The organism is Bacillus sp. Hm123, assembly GCF_051842975.2.
Lineage (GTDB): Bacteria > Bacillota > Bacilli > Bacillales > Domibacillaceae > Bacillus_CE.
Genome location: NZ_CM200277.1, coordinates 126,208 through 140,135, shown reverse-complemented (window position 1 = coordinate 140,135; position 13,928 = coordinate 126,208). Strand labels below are relative to the sequence as shown.

The window sequence follows — 13,928 nt, the reverse complement described above, 5'->3', positions numbered from 1 at the left end:
CACCCTAAGTTGCTCATCATAACGCTCAAGCTTCATACTATTCAGTCTTCAACGACAATAAGAAGAGCGCGTACTGCTTTCTTATTGTTATAAAAAAAGGGCAAAACCCAAGCATAGCTGGAGTGTTCTGCCCTTGTAGTGGTTTCATTGATAATTACACAAGCTCAATAATAACCATTGGTGCACCGTCACCACGACGAGGACCCATTTTCATAATGCGTGTATAACCACCTTGGCGCTCGCTGTAACGAGGAGCAACGTCTGAGAAAAGCTTTTGTATTGCATATACAGGCTTCTCTTTCTTCTTGCCATTCTCGTCTTCTACTTCAACCACTGATGCTACTTCGTTACGAAGGAAAGCAGCTGCTTGACGACGAGCATGTAAGTCACCACGTTTACCAAGTGTAATCATTTTTTCCACAACTGAGCGAAGTTCTTTCGCACGTGCTTCAGTTGTTTCAATGCGCTCGCTGATGATCAAGTCAGTCGTTAAATCACGAAGCATTGCTTTACGCTGAGCGCTTGTACGTCCTAGCTTTCTGTAAGCCATGAAGATACCCTCCTTTGTTGAAATCGTTTTTTATTCTGTCATCAATCTTCTTTTCTTAATCCTAAACCAAGCTCATCTAGCTTCGCTTTCACTTCTTCAAGTGATTTACGGCCAAGATTTCGAACCTTCATCATATCCTCTTCACTCTTGCTTGCAAGCTCTTGTACTGTGTTAATACCAGCACGCTTTAAGCAGTTGTAAGAACGGACAGAAAGATCAAGCTCTTCAATTGTCATTTCTAGAACTTTTTCTTTTTGGTCTTCTTCTTTTTCAACCATAATCTCAGCATTTTGAGCTTCGTCTGTTAAGCCTACGAAGATGTTTAAGTGTTCAGTTAAGATTTTTGCTCCTAAAGAAATTGCTTCTTTCGGACCAATACTGCCATCTGTCCAAACATCCAATGATAATTTATCATAGTTTGTTAATTGTCCAACGCGCGTGCTTTCTACTTGGTAGTTTACACGCTCAACTGGCGTATAGATGGAGTCGATCGGAATCACACCAATTGGATGATCTTCCTTTTTGTTTTGATCAGCTGGATTATAACCTCTTCCACGCTGCGCTGTTAAACGCATACGGAAATGTGCATTCTCACCTAACGTTGCAATATGCAAATCTGGGTTAAGAATTTCCACATCACTATCGTGGGTAATATCAGCAGCTGTGATTACGCCATTTCCTTGCACATCAATTTCTAGCGTTTTTTCCTCATCAGAGTAAATTTTCAGCGCTAGCTTCTTAATATTTAAGATAATTGATGTAACATCTTCTACGACGCCTTCAATTGTTGAGAACTCATGCAACACCCCGTCAATCTGAATAGATGTGACAGCAGCACCTGGGAGTGAGGATAATAGTATACGACGTAAGGAGTTACCCAAAGTTGTACCATATCCACGCTCAAGTGGTTCTACGACAAATTTTCCATGAGTGGCATCATCGCTGATCTCAACCGTTTCAATTTTTGGTTTTTCAATTTCGATCATTCAATTATACCTCCTTCAATACGTCGAAACCCCGACTTAACATTCAGCCGAAATTTCCTCATGTTTACGTTCCCGATTGCGCACAACAACTGGTTTACTAAGTCTGTATTGAACGTAACATCCTATTATATCCCATTATTGACAGAGATATAAAAATTATACAGAAAAATTAAACACGGCGACGTTTTGGAGGGCGGCATCCGTTATGAGGAACAGGAGTTACATCTTTAATAGCAGTAACTTCTAATCCTGCAGCTTGAAGTGCACGAATTGCAGCCTCACGACCAGAACCAGGACCTTTAACAGTTACTTCTAGAGATTTCATACCATGTTCCATTGATACTTTCGCAGCTGTTTCAGCAGCCATTTGCGCAGCAAACGGAGTTGCTTTACGTGAACCTCTGAAACCAAGTGCACCTGCACTAGACCAAGACAGAGCATTACCATGAACGTCTGTAATAGTTACAATTGTATTGTTAAATGTTGAGCGAATGTGAGCGATACCTGATTCGATATTCTTTTTCACACGACGCTTACGAGTTTGTTGTTTACGAGCCATGTCGAAATTTGACCTCCTTTACCGATTATTTTTTCTTGTTAGCTACAGTTTTACGAGGACCTTTACGAGTACGAGCATTGTTCTTCGTATTTTGTCCACGAACTGGTAAACCACGACGATGACGTAGTCCACGGTAAGAACCGATTTCCATTAGACGCTTGATGTTAAGAGAGATTTCACGACGAAGGTCACCCTCAACTTTCAATTTGTCAATGACTTCACGGATTTTGTTTAATTCATCTTCCGTAAGGTCACGTACACGAGTGTCTTGAGAAACACCAGCTTCCGCTAAGATTTGTTCAGCAGTATTTCTGCCAATACCATAGATGTAAGTTAATGAGATAACTACACGCTTGTCGCGTGGAATATCAACACCTGCTACACGTGCCATATATATGTGCACCTCCCTTTATAATTATCCTTGTTTTTGTTTATGTTTAGGATTTTCACAAATCACCATAACTTTACCTTTTCTGCGGATGATCTTGCATTTTTCACAGATTGGTTTTACTGATGGTCTTACTTTCATTTTTCCAACCTCCTTCATAGTCCGGAGTGCATTAATTATTTATAACGATACGTAATTCTTCCACGAGTCAAATCGTAAGGAGAAAGTTCCACTGTCACTTTATCTCCTGGTAGAATACGAATGAAATGCATACGGATCTTTCCAGATACATGAGCTAGAATCGTATGTCCATTTTCTAATTCTACTTTAAACATTGCATTTGGTAATGTTTCAGCTACAATACCTTCAATTTCAATAACATCGTCTTTCGCCATGAATTTATTCTCCCTTCTCTTTTCATACAGAACCTCGCTATACCGGTGTTAAGCGAGCCTGGTATCAATTCTTGAATCAACGTTTGGAAAACACCTTTTGATTTAGGCTTTCGTTAAAATTTCAAAACCTGATTCGGTAATCGCGACAGTATGTTCAAAATGAGCACACATTTTTCCATCTTGGGTAACGACTGTCCAGTTGTCTCCAAGAGTCTTGACGTAACGACTTCCAGCATTCACCATCGGTTCGATTGCAAGCACCATTCCAGGTTTGAGTTTTGGACCTTTGCCAGGCGGACCATAATGAGGAATTTGAGGCTCCTCATGCAAGTCTTGACCGACTCCATGTCCTACATACTCACGAACTATTGAAAAGCCATTAGATTCAACGTAGGTTTGAATCGCATGGGAGATGTTTGAAAGACGTTCGCCTGGTTTCGCTTCTTGTAAACCGATAAAAAGCGAGTCCTCTGTTACCTCTAATAGCTTCTGAGTCTCAGGAGCGATCAAGCCAACAGGATACGTCCAGGCAGAATCACCATGATAGCCTCGATAGTTTGCACCGATATCTAAACTGATGATGTCTCCTTCTTTTAATACTCGGTCTCCTGGAATACCATGGACCAACTCTTCGTTCACTGACGCACAAATGCTGCCACGAAAACCATTATACCCTTTAAAAGAAGGAATTGCATCATGCTGTTTAATAAATTTCTCTGCAATTTCATCCAACTCTTTTGTTGTTATACCGGGAGAGATATGCTTTTGCAATTCTTTATGTGTCAAAGCGACAATTCGACCTGCTTCTCTCATAATCTCAATTTCTCGAGGGGTTTTGCAAATGATCATTTTATTTAAGTCCCTTAAGTAACTCATCGATGTCTTCAAAGACTAAATGAATTTCCTGTTGACCGTTAATATTCTTTAAATAACCTTTTTGCTCATAAAAGTCTAGTAATGGTTGAGTTTGTTTTAAATTCACATCCAACCGATTTTGAACAGTTTCTTCGTTATCATCTGCGCGCTGATAAAGTTCGCCGCCGCAACGATCACATTTATCTTCAACAGCAGGTGCATTGAATACCATATGGTAAGTAGCTCCGCAGTCTTTACAAATGCGACGTCCAGTTAAACGTGCCATGAGAATGTCTTTATCAACATCAACATTGATAACAAAATTGATGCTCTTACTAAGCTCCTCCATGATGCCTTCCAATGCTTCTGCTTGAGGAACAGTTCTTGGAAAACCGTCAAGAAGGAAACCACCTTCGCAGTCTGGCTTGCTTAGTCTTTCGCGAACAATTCCGATAGTTACTTCATCAGGAACAAGCGCGCCTTGATCCATAAAGGATTTCGCTTTAAGTCCTAATTCTGTGCCTTCTTTCATTGCTGCACGGAACATATCTCCTGTAGAAATATGTGGAATGTTATATTTTTCAACAATTTTTTCGGCTTGAGTTCCTTTTCCGGCACCCGGTAGCCCCATTAACACTAGATTCATTTATATATACCCCCTCAGTCTAATTGGAGACGTGCAAAGAATGATTCTTTATTTAATAAAGCCTTTATAATGGCGTTTTACAAGTTGTGCTTCCAGCTGTTTCATTGTTTCCAATGCCACACCTACGACGATCAGTAGACTTGTTCCACCAATTTGAGCCGATTCTGGAAGCCCTGCAAACTTAATAAAGAATACAGGAAGAACTGAGATGACAGACAAGAAAATTGCACCAACAAACGTTAAACGATATAAAACACTAGTTAAATAATCTTGCGTGTTCTTTCCAGGTCGGATGCCTGGAATATATCCACCTTGTTTCTTCAAGTTATCCGCAAGTTGTTCAGGGTTCACTTGAATAAACGCATAGAAATACGTGAACGCAACAATTAATCCGATATAAATAACCATACCAACAGGCTTAGTATAATCAAATATCTCTTGAATTGTTCTTGTCACATCGTTAGAACCAAAGAACGAAGCAATCGTCTGTGGCGTAATTAAGAATGCTACAGCAAAAATTACAGGAATAACCCCAGCCGCATTTACTTTTAACGGTAAATGAGTTGCTTGAGCACCTGGTGTACTAATGCCACCATCTCCTGTCATTCGCTTCGCATATTGAATAGGAATTTTGCGCAATGCTTGCTGCACAAAAACAACTCCAACTACGATAGCTAATGCTGCTAATACGATTAATAGTAAAACAACTATCTTTAAGAAAAGCTGATCTCCTGCTCCCTCAATTTGCTGTGCATAAATTTGGTTCACAGCGTTAGGGATCGCAGCAACGATTCCAGCTAAAATGATAATTGAAATACCGTTTCCAACACCTTTAGAAGTAATTAACTCACCAAGCCACATTAAAAATGCAGTTCCAGCAGTTAATACAAGTGCAATGACTAAATAAGAGGTAACATTTTGACTCTCGACTAGCACTCCACCGAATAAACGGTTAAATCCATAAGACATTCCTAATGCTTGGATAAATCCTAGAACAATTGTGAAGTATCTTGTGAATTGCGCTAGCTTACGTCGACCTACTTCACCTTGCTTTGACCATTCAGTAAACTTCGGAACAACGTCCATTTGAAGTAACTGCACGATGATCGAGGCCGTAATGTACGGCATAATTCCCATCGCGAGAATCGAGAAGTTTTGTAGGGCGCCCCCTCCAAAGGTATTAAGAAATCCGATCAACCCAGCCTGATCCTGCATTTTTAATATATCTGCATTAACATACGGAACAGGGATAAATGTGCCAATTCGGAAAACGATTAACATAAGAAGGGTGAATATAATTTTTCTTCTTATATCACCCACACGCATAAAATTGGAGATTGTGCGAAACATTATAACACCTCAGTTGTACCGCCAGCAGCTTCGATTGCTTCTTTAGCAGCAGCAGAGAATTTGTGAGCTTTGACTGTTAGTTTCTTCTCTACATTCCCTTTAGCAAGAATTTTGATTCCTGCTTTTTCATTGCTGACTACGCCAGTTTCAATAAGAAGTTCTGGTGTAACTTCAGTGCCTTCCTCAAAGCGGTTTAATGCGTCAAGGTTAACGATCGCGAATTCTTTTCTGTTGATATTAGTGAAACCACGTTTCGGTAAACGTCTGAATAAAGGTGTTTGACCACCTTCAAAGCCTAAACGTACACCACCGCCTGAACGGGCGTTTTGACCTTTATGACCTTTACCTGCAGTTTTACCGTTACCAGAACCAGGACCGCGACCTACACGATTACGCTCTTTACGAGCACCTTCAGCAGGTTTTAATTCATGAAGTTTCATGTTCGTGCACCTCCTTATTCGGTATTTTAAATTAAATTTCTTTTACAGTTACTAAATGAGACACTTTATTGATCATGCCTCGAATAGCAGCATTGTCTTGTTGCTCTACAGTTTGGTGCATCTTACGAAGACCAAGAGCTTTAACTGTTTCACGTTGATCTTGCGGACGACCGATCACGCTACGAGTGAGGGTAATTTGTAATTTTTCAGCCATGATAATCCCTCCTTATCCTAACAGTTCTTCTACTGATTTTCCACGTAATTTAGCAACGTCTTCTGCACGCTTCAATTGCTTAATTCCGTCGATTGTAGCACGTACCATGTTGATTGGCGTATTAGATCCTAAAGATTTAGAAAGGATATCTCCAACTCCACCAAGCTCAAGTACCGCACGAACAGGTCCACCAGCGATTACTCCAGTACCTTCAGAAGCAGGTTTTAGGAGAATTTCACCAGCACCGAAGCGACCGATTACTTCATGTGGTAAAGTTGTTCCAACCATAGGAACAGTTACAAGGTTTTTCTTTGCATCTTCAACAGCTTTACGGATAGCATCTGGAACTTCTTGTGCTTTACCAGTTCCAAAGCCAACGTGTCCGTTCTTGTCACCGACAACAACTAGTGCAGTAAAGCGGAAACGACGACCACCCTTTACTACTTTCGCAACACGATTGACCGTAACTACGCGTTCTTCAAGTTCAAGTTTATTTGGATCAATGCGACGCATTAATGTGTCCCTCCTTTTTATTAGAATTCTAATCCATTTTCACGAGCAGCGTCAGCTAAAGCTTTCACGCGTCCGTGATATAGGTATCCTCCGCGGTCGAATACTACGGATTTAACGCCTTTTTCACTTGCTCTTTTCGCAACTAATTCGCCAACTTTAGCAGCAGCTTCAGCGTTGCTTGTAGTTTCTAAACCGAAATCTTTTTCGATTGTAGAAGCGCTAGCAAGAGTTACACCGTTCATGTCATCAATCACTTGAGCGTAAAGATGTTTGTTTGAACGGAAAATATTTAAACGTGGACGAGACTCTGTACCGTTGATTTTCGCACGTACACGAGCGTGTCTCTTTTTACGTGTTTTATTTTTATCTGGCTTAGTAATCATCGTGGTCACTCCTTTCCTTTACCTAAGCGACATTATTTACCTGTTTTACCTTCTTTACGACGTACATATTCACCTTCGTAGCGAATACCTTTACCTTTATAAGGCTCTGGCGGACGAACGTCGCGGATGTTAGCTGCAAACGCACCAACGCGCTCTTTGCTCACACCTTTTACGATTACTTTCGTGTTGGCAGGAACTTCAACTTCTACGCCTGCTTCTGGTTCCATTTCAACTGGATGAGAGTAACCTACGTTAAGAACAAGCTTGTTACCTTGTTTTTGCGCACGGTACCCGACACCGATTAATTCAAGTGCTTTTTCGAATCCTTTAGATACACCTTCAACCATGTTCGCTAACAATGCACGTGTTGTACCGTGGTTTGTACGGTGCTCTTTTGACTCAGAAGGGCGTGTAATGTTAATTACATTGCCTTCGATTTCGATCTTCATATCTTTATGAAACGTACGAGTAAGCTCACCTTTAGGACCTTTAACAGTTACAGTATTGTTATCATTAGTTACTGTTACGCCTTCTGGTAGCTCGATTGGTTTTTTTCCTACGCGAGACATTCTGTTGCACCTCCATTCATTACAAAAATATTACCAAACGTATGCTAATACTTCTCCGCCCACTTGTTTAGCGCGAGCTTCTTTATCAGTTAATACACCGTTAGATGTTGAAACAAGAGCGATACCTAAACCGTTAAGTACTCTTGGTACCTCGTTAGCTTTCGCGTATACACGTAAACCAGGTTTACTGATACGTTTTAAACCAGTGATAACACGCTCGTTGTTGGCACCGTATTTCAAGAAGATACGGATCATGCCTTGTTTGTTGTCTTCGATGAATTCTACATCACGTACAAAACCTTCACGTTTAAGAATTTCAGCGATTTCTTTTTTGATGTTAGAAGCAGGTACTTCTAACTTCTCGTGACGCACCATGTTCGCATTACGGATGCGAGTTAGCAAATCTGCAATCGGATCTGTCATAACCATATTATTTACCTCCTTCCCAAGTCGTGGTATTACCAGCTAGCTTTTTTAACACCAGGAATTTGTCCTTTATATGCAAGTTCACGGAAACAAATACGGCAAAGCTTAAATTTACGATATACAGAGTGTGGACGTCCACAACGCTCGCAGCGTGTATACTCTTGTACTTTAAACTTTGGAGTGCGTTTTTGTTTCGCAATCATTGATTTTTTAGCCACGTTTTCGCCTCCCTTTTATAGCGATTACTTTTGGAACGGCATTCCAATTTGAGTTAACAATTCGCGAGATTCTTCATCGCTTTTTGCAGTCGTAACAATTACGATATCCATACCGCGTACTTTGCTTACTTTATCGTAATCAATCTCAGGGAAGATCAATTGCTCCTTCACACCAAGTGTGTAGTTACCGCGTCCGTCAAAAGATTTCTTTGAGATACCACGGAAGTCACGTACACGTGGAAGTGATACAGAGATTAATTTATCTAGGAATTCGTACATGCGCTCTCCGCGTAATGTAACTTTCGCTCCGATCGGCATACCTTCACGAAGACGGAAGCCAGCGATAGAGTTTTTCGCACGAGTTACTAGTGGTTTTTGACCAGTGATTAAAGCAAGTTCTTCAACAGCTACATCAAGAGCTTTTGCGTTTTGAACTGCGTCACCAATCCCCATGTTAACTACGATTTTTTCAACTTTTGGTACTTGCATTACAGAGTCGTAATTGAATTTGTTCATTAAAGCAGGTGTAATTTCTTCAATATACTTTGCTTTAAGGCGGTTCATATAGTGTACCTCCCTTCATTAACTAACTTATTATTTATCTAAAGTTTCACCAGATTTTTTTGCTACTCTTACTTTTTTACCATCAACCGTTGTGAATCCTACACGAGTAGGTTCGTTAGTTTTAGGGTCTAAAAGCATTACGTTAGAAACGTGAATAGGTGCCTCTTGGCTAATAATTCCGCCTTGCGGATTTACTTGTGAAGGTTTTGAGTGTTTCTTTACGATGTTTACACCTTCTACAAGTACACGGTCTTTTTTAGGAAACGCCGCAAGCACGATGCCAGTTTTTCCTTTATCTTTACCCGTGATAACCATGACTTTATCGCCTTTTTTTACATTCATTTTATCGCACCTCCTTGAATGACCAAGTTGATAAAATTTATTTTCATTAGATTACTTCTGGAGCAAGAGAAACGATTTTCATAAAGTTGTTGTCACGTAATTCGCGTGCAACTGGTCCGAAGATACGAGTTCCGCGTGGGCCTTTGTCATCTTTAATGATAACACAAGCATTTTCGTCGAAGCGGATGTAAGATCCGTCGTTACGACGCATTCCACGTTTAGTACGAACGATTACAGCTTTAACAACATCACCTTTTTTGACAACGCCACCTGGTGTTGCTTGTTTTACTGTGCAGACGATAACGTCTCCAATGTTCGCAGTTTTACGGCCAGAGCCTCCAAGAACTTTGATCGTTAATACTTCACGTGCACCTGAGTTGTCAGCTACTTTTAAACGAGATTCTTGTTGGATCATTTATGTTACCTCCTTTCGGATTAGCATCTATCCGAACAATTATATATTAGATAATAACTGCTTTTTCAACGACTTCAACAAGACGGAAGCGTTTTGTAGCAGAAAGTGGGCGAGTTTCCATGATACGAACTACATCGCCGATTTTTGCTTCATTCAACTCATCATGAGCTTTGAATTTTTTAGAGTACTTAACGCGTTTGCCGTAAAGTGAGTGCTTTTTGTAAGTTTCTACCATGACTGTAACTGTCTTATCCATTTTGTCAGACACAACACGTCCAGTATAAACTTTACGTTGGTTACGTTCACTCATAATGCAAACCTCCTCTCAATTATCGATTGTTAACATCGATCTCTCTTTGACGAATGACTGTTTTCATTCGAGCGATCGCTTTACGTACTTCACGAATACGAGCAGTATTTTCAAGTTGTCCAGTCGCTAATTGGAAGCGAAGGTTGAAAAGCTCTTCTTTTAAAGACTTAAGTTTTTGTTCAATTTCGGCAGTGGTTAATTCAATAATTTCATTAGCCTTCATTTGATTCACCACCAATTTCTTCTCGTTTTACAAACTTACATTTTACAGGAAGTTTGTGCGCTGCAAGACGAAGTGCTTCACGAGCTACCTCTTCTGATACACCAGCAATTTCAAACATAATTTTTCCTGGTTTAACTACAGCTACCCATCCTTCAGGAGCACCTTTACCGGAACCCATACGTACCTCTAGAGGCTTAGCTGTGTAAGGCTTATGTGGGAAAATTTTGATCCATACTTTACCGCCACGTTTCATATAACGAGTCATAGCAATACGAGCTGATTCGATTTGACGGTTCGTGATCCAAGAAGCTTCTGTAGCTTGTAGACCGAATTCACCAAATGCTACTTCAGTACCGCCTTTTGCTTGACCGCGCATTTTACCACGGTGAACACGACGATGTTTAACGCGTTTAGGCAATAACATAATTATTTTCCTCCTTCCTCAGACTTCTTCTTTGTAGGAAGGACCTCTCCACGATAAATCCATACTTTCACACCAAGCTTACCATAAGTAGTGTCAGCTTCAACATGAGCATAGTCGATGTCCGCACGAAGTGTATGAAGTGGAACTGTTCCTTCACTATAATGTTCAGCACGAGCGATGTCTGCTCCGCCAAGACGTCCAGAAACTTGTGTTTTAATTCCTTTCGCTCCAGAACGAATAGTACGTTGGATCGCTTGTTTTTGCGCACGACGGAAAGATACACGATTTTCTAATTGACGAGCAATGTTTTCTGCTACTAATTTAGCATCTAAATCTGCTCTCTTAATTTCAACGATGTTAATGTGAACACGTTTGCTAGTTAATTGGTTTAGAGCTTTACGAAGCGCTTCAACCTCTGAACCACCTTTACCGATAACCATACCAGGCTTAGCTGTATGAACTGTAATGTTGATGCGGTTAGCAGCACGTTCGATTTCTACACGAGATACAGAAGCGTCTTTTAAGCGCTCTTCGATGTATCCGCGTACTTTAAGGTCTTCATGTAAAAGATCTGCATAATCTTTTTCAGCGTACCATTTTGAATCCCAGTCACGAATGACACCAACACGTAAACCATTAGGATGTACTTTTTGACCCACGATTTATCCCTCCTTCTTTTCTGATACCACGATTGTGATGTGGCTAGTGCGTTTGTTAATTTGGCTTGCGCGTCCCATAGCACGTGGACGGAAACGTTTTAAAGTTGGACCTTCATCAACAAATGCTTGTTTTACAACAAGGTTGTTAATATCCATATCATAGTTATGCTCTGCATTAGCAACAGCAGATTTCAATAATTTTTCAATGACAGGAGATGCAACTTTTGGCGTGTGACGCAAAATAGCTACAGCCTCTCCTACTTGCTTTCCTCGAATCAAGTCAATCACTAAGCGTGCTTTACGAGGAGCAATACGAACTGTTCTTACGACAGCTTTTGCTTCCATTAGGATACCCTCCTCTCATTAGCGTCTTGTTTTCTTATCGTCACTAGCGTGACCTTTGTACATACGAGTTGGTGCGAATTCACCAAGTTTATGTCCAACCATATCTTCCGTTACAAATACAGGAACGTGTTTGCGACCATCATACACAGCGATTGTGTGACCGATGAAAGCTGGGAAGATTGTTGAACGACGAGACCAAGTTTTCACAACTTGTTTCTTATCAGTTTCGTTTAACTTTTCGATCTTGTTAAATAAATGATCATCAACAAAAGGTCCTTTTTTCAAGCTGCGGCCCATAGTAGTACCTCCCTTCGTAACTGGTCTACGGTTCGACAAGGGAACCGTAGTTCAATTACGTTATTTTTTACGGCGACGAACGATGAATTTATCGCTTTTGTTTGTTTTCTTACGAGTTTTGTAACCAAGAGTTGGTTTACCCCATGGTGTAACAGGTGATTTACGTCCGATTGGTGTACGTCCTTCACCACCACCGTGTGGATGGTCATTAGGGTTCATAACAGATCCGCGAACAGTAGGTTTTTTACCTAACCAGCGAGAACGACCTGCTTTACCAATATTGATTAATTCGTGTTGCTCATTACCAACTTGACCGATAGAAGCACGGCAAGTAGCAAGAATCATACGAACTTCTCCAGAAGTTAAACGTACAAGAACGTATTTACCTTCTTTACCTAATACTTGTGCAGAAGTACCAGCAGAACGAACTAATTGTCCGCCTTTTCCAGGTTTTAATTCAATATTGTGAATAACCGTACCTACAGGAATGTTAACTAAAGGAAGAGCGTTTCCTACTTTAATGTCAGCTTCTGGGCCAGACATTACTTCCATTCCAACTTTAAGGTTTTTCGGTGCTAAGATATAACGTTTTTCACCGTCTACATAGTTGATTAACGCAATGTTTGCTGAACGGTTTGGATCATACTCGATTGTGGCAACGCGTCCTGGTATACCATCTTTATCGCGTTTGAAATCGATAATACGGTATTGACGCTTATGGCCGCCACCTTGATGACGAACAGTAGTTCTACCTTGGTTGTTACGACCGCCTTTTCTTTTAATAGGCGCTAATAATGACTTTTCTGGAGTGCTTGTTGTAATCTCAGCAAAATCAGATACTGTCATGCCGCGACGACCATTTGTGGTTGGTTTATACTTTTTAATCGCCATGTCTTTTCCCTCCTCTTCTAATATTTTTTAATTATACTTCAAAAAGTTCGATTTCTTTGCTGTCTTGAGTTAATGTAACAACCGCTTTACGGCGTTTGTTCGTATAACCTGCATAACGACCCATTCGTTTGAACTTACCTTTGTAGTTCATGATATTGACTTTAGCAACTTTCACACCAAAGATCTCTTCGATAGCATCTTTAACTTGTGTTTTGTTTGCTCTTACATCAACTTCGAATGTATATTTTTTTTCAACCATAATTTCAGTTGAGTGTTCAGTAATAACGGGGCGCTTAATGATATCGCGAGCTTCCATTATGCAAGCACCTCCTCTACTTTTTCAACCGCTGCTTTAGTCATAATTAACTTATCATGACCAACTAGATCTAAAACACTAATGCCTTTTGCTTCTACAACTGTTACACCAGGAATGTTACGAGCTGATAAAGCAACATTTTCGTTTAAGCTTTCTGTTACGATCAATGCTTTCGTGTCTACAGAAAGATTTTTAAGAACGCTTGCGAATTCTTTTGTTTTAGGAGCTTCTAAAGCTAAAGCTTCTAATACTAGAATGTTTTGTTCTGCTACTTTTGAAGATAAAGCAGATTTGATCGCTAAGCGACGTACTTTTTTAGGTAATTTGTAGCTGTAGCTGCGTGGAACCGGTCCAAATACAGTACCACCACCGCGCCATTGTGGAGATCTGATAGATCCTTGACGTGCGCGTCCAGTACCTTTTTGGCGCCATGGTTTACGACCACCGCCACGTACTTCAGAGCGTGTTTTTACTTTGTGTGTTCCTTGACGTAATGAAGCTCTTTGCATCATTAATGCTTCAAACACAACATGTTCGTTAGGTTCAACACCAAATACAGATGCGTTAAGTTCGATTTCTCCAACTTGTGCTCCGCTTTGGTTTAATAATGTAACTTTTGGCATTCTTGTTTCCTCCTTTCTCGGAAAATT

General features: G+C 40.4%; 28 protein-coding genes. All 28 read right to left on the bottom strand.

From position 1 onward, the window contains the following. Positions 1–154: 154 nt before the first annotated feature. The 28 genes from rplQ to rplD all read right to left on the bottom strand — a co-directional run bounded on the left by rplQ (position 155) and on the right by rplD (position 13,901). Positions 155–550, bottom strand: coding sequence for a 50S ribosomal protein L17 (rplQ, locus tag ACSVDJ_RS00820; protein ID WP_094833996.1), 396 nt, complete (start codon positions 548–550; stop codon positions 155–157). 41 nt (positions 551–591) lie between these two features. Next, complete coding sequence (locus tag ACSVDJ_RS00815; RefSeq protein ID WP_439170810.1) at positions 592–1,536, bottom strand: DNA-directed RNA polymerase subunit alpha; 945 nt, start codon at positions 1,534–1,536, stop codon at positions 592–594. Between the two features lie 169 nt (positions 1,537–1,705). Continuing rightward, a complete protein-coding gene (gene rpsK, locus ACSVDJ_RS00810; protein ID WP_439170809.1) occupies positions 1,706–2,095 on the bottom strand; it encodes a 30S ribosomal protein S11 in 390 nt (129 codons plus the stop codon). Positions 2,096–2,120: 25 nt separating this feature from the next. After that, entirely contained in the window at positions 2,121–2,486 is a 366-nt protein-coding gene (rpsM, locus tag ACSVDJ_RS00805; RefSeq protein WP_094833993.1) for a 30S ribosomal protein S13, read from the bottom strand. 24 nt (positions 2,487–2,510) lie between these two features. Next, positions 2,511–2,624 carry a 50S ribosomal protein L36 gene (gene rpmJ / locus ACSVDJ_RS00800; protein ID WP_016205879.1) on the bottom strand — a complete coding sequence of 38 codons (114 nt, stop codon included), beginning with the start codon at positions 2,622–2,624 and terminating at the stop codon, positions 2,511–2,513. 35 nt (positions 2,625–2,659) lie between these two features. Continuing rightward, positions 2,660–2,878 (bottom strand): translation initiation factor IF-1, encoded by a 219-nt coding sequence (gene infA, locus ACSVDJ_RS00795; protein ID WP_094833992.1) that lies wholly within the window; start codon positions 2,876–2,878, stop codon positions 2,660–2,662. 102 nt (positions 2,879–2,980) lie between these two features. After that, positions 2,981–3,727, bottom strand: coding sequence for a type I methionyl aminopeptidase (gene map / locus ACSVDJ_RS00790; protein WP_439170807.1), 747 nt, complete (start codon positions 3,725–3,727; stop codon positions 2,981–2,983). A 1-nt stretch (position 3,728) separates the two neighbouring features. Continuing rightward, positions 3,729–4,379, bottom strand: a complete 651-nt coding sequence (locus ACSVDJ_RS00785; RefSeq protein ID WP_439170806.1) for an adenylate kinase — start codon at positions 4,377–4,379, stop codon at positions 3,729–3,731. Positions 4,380–4,427: 48 nt separating this feature from the next. Continuing rightward, positions 4,428–5,729, bottom strand: coding sequence for a preprotein translocase subunit SecY (gene secY / locus ACSVDJ_RS00780; protein WP_439170805.1), 1,302 nt, complete (start codon positions 5,727–5,729; stop codon positions 4,428–4,430). Next, on the bottom strand, positions 5,729–6,169 hold the full coding sequence (rplO, locus tag ACSVDJ_RS00775; protein WP_439170804.1) for a 50S ribosomal protein L15: 441 nt from the start codon (positions 6,167–6,169) through the stop codon (positions 5,729–5,731). The genes secY and rplO overlap by 1 nt, the downstream gene beginning before the upstream one ends. 31 nt (positions 6,170–6,200) lie before the next feature. Beyond that, complete coding sequence (gene rpmD / locus ACSVDJ_RS00770) at positions 6,201–6,383, bottom strand: 50S ribosomal protein L30 (protein ID WP_094833988.1); 183 nt, start codon at positions 6,381–6,383, stop codon at positions 6,201–6,203. Between the two features lie 12 nt (positions 6,384–6,395). Then, positions 6,396–6,896 (bottom strand): 30S ribosomal protein S5, encoded by a 501-nt coding sequence (gene rpsE, locus ACSVDJ_RS00765; protein ID WP_439170802.1) that lies wholly within the window; start codon positions 6,894–6,896, stop codon positions 6,396–6,398. Between the two features lie 20 nt (positions 6,897–6,916). Then, positions 6,917–7,279, bottom strand: coding sequence for a 50S ribosomal protein L18 (gene rplR, locus ACSVDJ_RS00760; protein WP_439170801.1), 363 nt, complete (start codon positions 7,277–7,279; stop codon positions 6,917–6,919). A 32-nt stretch (positions 7,280–7,311) separates the two neighbouring features. Further along, a complete protein-coding gene (gene rplF / locus ACSVDJ_RS00755; RefSeq protein ID WP_439170799.1) occupies positions 7,312–7,848 on the bottom strand; it encodes a 50S ribosomal protein L6 in 537 nt (178 codons plus the stop codon). A 30-nt stretch (positions 7,849–7,878) separates the two neighbouring features. Next, the gene (gene rpsH / locus ACSVDJ_RS00750; RefSeq protein ID WP_439170797.1) at positions 7,879–8,277 is read right to left on the bottom strand and encodes a 30S ribosomal protein S8; all 399 of its coding nucleotides are present in this window, start codon (positions 8,275–8,277) and stop codon (positions 7,879–7,881) included. Positions 8,278–8,306: 29 nt separating this feature from the next. Further along, a complete protein-coding gene (gene rpsN / locus ACSVDJ_RS00745; protein ID WP_001085700.1) occupies positions 8,307–8,492 on the bottom strand; it encodes a 30S ribosomal protein S14 in 186 nt (61 codons plus the stop codon). Positions 8,493–8,516: 24 nt separating this feature from the next. After that, a complete protein-coding gene (gene rplE, locus ACSVDJ_RS00740; protein WP_095479269.1) occupies positions 8,517–9,056 on the bottom strand; it encodes a 50S ribosomal protein L5 in 540 nt (179 codons plus the stop codon). 30 nt (positions 9,057–9,086) lie between these two features. Further along, a complete protein-coding gene (rplX, locus tag ACSVDJ_RS00735; protein ID WP_439170794.1) occupies positions 9,087–9,398 on the bottom strand; it encodes a 50S ribosomal protein L24 in 312 nt (103 codons plus the stop codon). A 46-nt stretch (positions 9,399–9,444) separates the two neighbouring features. Further along, the gene (gene rplN / locus ACSVDJ_RS00730) at positions 9,445–9,813 is read right to left on the bottom strand and encodes a 50S ribosomal protein L14 (RefSeq protein ID WP_439170793.1); all 369 of its coding nucleotides are present in this window, start codon (positions 9,811–9,813) and stop codon (positions 9,445–9,447) included. Positions 9,814–9,859: 46 nt separating this feature from the next. After that, the gene (gene rpsQ, locus ACSVDJ_RS00725) at positions 9,860–10,123 is read right to left on the bottom strand and encodes a 30S ribosomal protein S17 (protein WP_095479271.1); all 264 of its coding nucleotides are present in this window, start codon (positions 10,121–10,123) and stop codon (positions 9,860–9,862) included. Between the two features lie 19 nt (positions 10,124–10,142). Continuing rightward, positions 10,143–10,346: a 50S ribosomal protein L29 gene (rpmC, locus tag ACSVDJ_RS00720; RefSeq protein WP_041101766.1), complete on the bottom strand. Its 204-nt coding sequence runs from the start codon at positions 10,344–10,346 to the stop codon at positions 10,143–10,145. After that, positions 10,336–10,770 carry a 50S ribosomal protein L16 gene (rplP, locus tag ACSVDJ_RS00715; RefSeq protein ID WP_100404152.1) on the bottom strand — a complete coding sequence of 145 codons (435 nt, stop codon included), beginning with the start codon at positions 10,768–10,770 and terminating at the stop codon, positions 10,336–10,338. The genes rpmC and rplP overlap by 11 nt, the downstream gene beginning before the upstream one ends. 2 nt (positions 10,771–10,772) lie before the next feature. Beyond that, complete coding sequence (rpsC, locus tag ACSVDJ_RS00710) at positions 10,773–11,429, bottom strand: 30S ribosomal protein S3 (RefSeq protein WP_439170791.1); 657 nt, start codon at positions 11,427–11,429, stop codon at positions 10,773–10,775. Positions 11,430–11,432: 3 nt separating this feature from the next. Beyond that, a complete protein-coding gene (gene rplV / locus ACSVDJ_RS00705; protein ID WP_094833977.1) occupies positions 11,433–11,774 on the bottom strand; it encodes a 50S ribosomal protein L22 in 342 nt (113 codons plus the stop codon). 18 nt (positions 11,775–11,792) lie between these two features. Continuing rightward, positions 11,793–12,071 carry a 30S ribosomal protein S19 gene (gene rpsS, locus ACSVDJ_RS00700; protein ID WP_094833976.1) on the bottom strand — a complete coding sequence of 93 codons (279 nt, stop codon included), beginning with the start codon at positions 12,069–12,071 and terminating at the stop codon, positions 11,793–11,795. Between the two features lie 60 nt (positions 12,072–12,131). Continuing rightward, positions 12,132–12,962, bottom strand: coding sequence for a 50S ribosomal protein L2 (gene rplB / locus ACSVDJ_RS00695; RefSeq protein ID WP_439170789.1), 831 nt, complete (start codon positions 12,960–12,962; stop codon positions 12,132–12,134). Positions 12,963–12,993: 31 nt separating this feature from the next. Next, positions 12,994–13,278, bottom strand: coding sequence for a 50S ribosomal protein L23 (rplW, locus tag ACSVDJ_RS00690; protein ID WP_439170787.1), 285 nt, complete (start codon positions 13,276–13,278; stop codon positions 12,994–12,996). Beyond that, positions 13,278–13,901 (bottom strand): 50S ribosomal protein L4, encoded by a 624-nt coding sequence (gene rplD, locus ACSVDJ_RS00685; RefSeq protein ID WP_439170785.1) that lies wholly within the window; start codon positions 13,899–13,901, stop codon positions 13,278–13,280. Before rplD ends, rplW begins: the two co-directional genes overlap by 1 nt. Positions 13,902–13,928: the final 27 nt, after the last annotated feature.

Coding starts and splice junctions, on each gene's coding strand:
- rplN (WP_439170793.1), bottom strand. CDS start 9,813: ATGATCCAACAAGAATCTCGTTTAAAAGTAGCTGACAACTCAGGTGCA.
- rpsK (WP_439170809.1), bottom strand. CDS start 2,095: ATGGCTCGTAAACAACAAACTCGTAAGCGTCGTGTGAAAAAGAATATC.
- rplF (WP_439170799.1), bottom strand. CDS start 7,848: ATGTCTCGCGTAGGAAAAAAACCAATCGAGCTACCAGAAGGCGTAACA.
- ACSVDJ_RS00785 (WP_439170806.1), bottom strand. CDS start 4,379: ATGAATCTAGTGTTAATGGGGCTACCGGGTGCCGGAAAAGGAACTCAA.
- rpsS (WP_094833976.1), bottom strand. CDS start 12,071: ATGGGCCGCAGCTTGAAAAAAGGACCTTTTGTTGATGATCATTTATTT.
- rplQ (WP_094833996.1), bottom strand. CDS start 550: ATGGCTTACAGAAAGCTAGGACGTACAAGCGCTCAGCGTAAAGCAATG.
- rpsH (WP_439170797.1), bottom strand. CDS start 8,277: ATGGTTATGACAGATCCGATTGCAGATTTGCTAACTCGCATCCGTAAT.
- ACSVDJ_RS00815 (WP_439170810.1), bottom strand. CDS start 1,536: ATGATCGAAATTGAAAAACCAAAAATTGAAACGGTTGAGATCAGCGAT.
- rplX (WP_439170794.1), bottom strand. CDS start 9,398: ATGAATGTAAAAAAAGGCGATAAAGTCATGGTTATCACGGGTAAAGAT.
- rplV (WP_094833977.1), bottom strand. CDS start 11,774: ATGGAAGCAAAAGCTGTCGTAAGAACAGTTCGTATTGCTCCTCGTAAA.
- rpmJ (WP_016205879.1), bottom strand. CDS start 2,624: ATGAAAGTAAGACCATCAGTAAAACCAATCTGTGAAAAATGCAAGATC.
- rpmC (WP_041101766.1), bottom strand. CDS start 10,346: ATGAAGGCTAATGAAATTATTGAATTAACCACTGCCGAAATTGAACAA.
- rpsM (WP_094833993.1), bottom strand. CDS start 2,486: ATGGCACGTGTAGCAGGTGTTGATATTCCACGCGACAAGCGTGTAGTT.
- infA (WP_094833992.1), bottom strand. CDS start 2,878: ATGGCGAAAGACGATGTTATTGAAATTGAAGGTATTGTAGCTGAAACA.
- rplO (WP_439170804.1), bottom strand. CDS start 6,169: ATGAAACTTCATGAATTAAAACCTGCTGAAGGTGCTCGTAAAGAGCGT.
- rpsE (WP_439170802.1), bottom strand. CDS start 6,896: ATGCGTCGCATTGATCCAAATAAACTTGAACTTGAAGAACGCGTAGTT.
- map (WP_439170807.1), bottom strand. CDS start 3,727: ATGATCATTTGCAAAACCCCTCGAGAAATTGAGATTATGAGAGAAGCA.
- rpmD (WP_094833988.1), bottom strand. CDS start 6,383: ATGGCTGAAAAATTACAAATTACCCTCACTCGTAGCGTGATCGGTCGT.
- secY (WP_439170805.1), bottom strand. CDS start 5,729: ATGTTTCGCACAATCTCCAATTTTATGCGTGTGGGTGATATAAGAAGA.
- rpsQ (WP_095479271.1), bottom strand. CDS start 10,123: ATGAGTGAACGTAACCAACGTAAAGTTTATACTGGACGTGTTGTGTCT.
- rplD (WP_439170785.1), bottom strand. CDS start 13,901: ATGCCAAAAGTTACATTATTAAACCAAAGCGGAGCACAAGTTGGAGAA.
- rplP (WP_100404152.1), bottom strand. CDS start 10,770: ATGTTATTGCCTAAACGCGTTAAACATCGTCGTGTTCACCGTGGTAAA.
- rplR (WP_439170801.1), bottom strand. CDS start 7,279: ATGATTACTAAGCCAGATAAAAATAAAACACGTAAAAAGAGACACGCT.
- rplB (WP_439170789.1), bottom strand. CDS start 12,962: ATGGCGATTAAAAAGTATAAACCAACCACAAATGGTCGTCGCGGCATG.
- rplW (WP_439170787.1), bottom strand. CDS start 13,278: ATGGAAGCTCGCGATATCATTAAGCGCCCCGTTATTACTGAACACTCA.
- rplE (WP_095479269.1), bottom strand. CDS start 9,056: ATGAACCGCCTTAAAGCAAAGTATATTGAAGAAATTACACCTGCTTTA.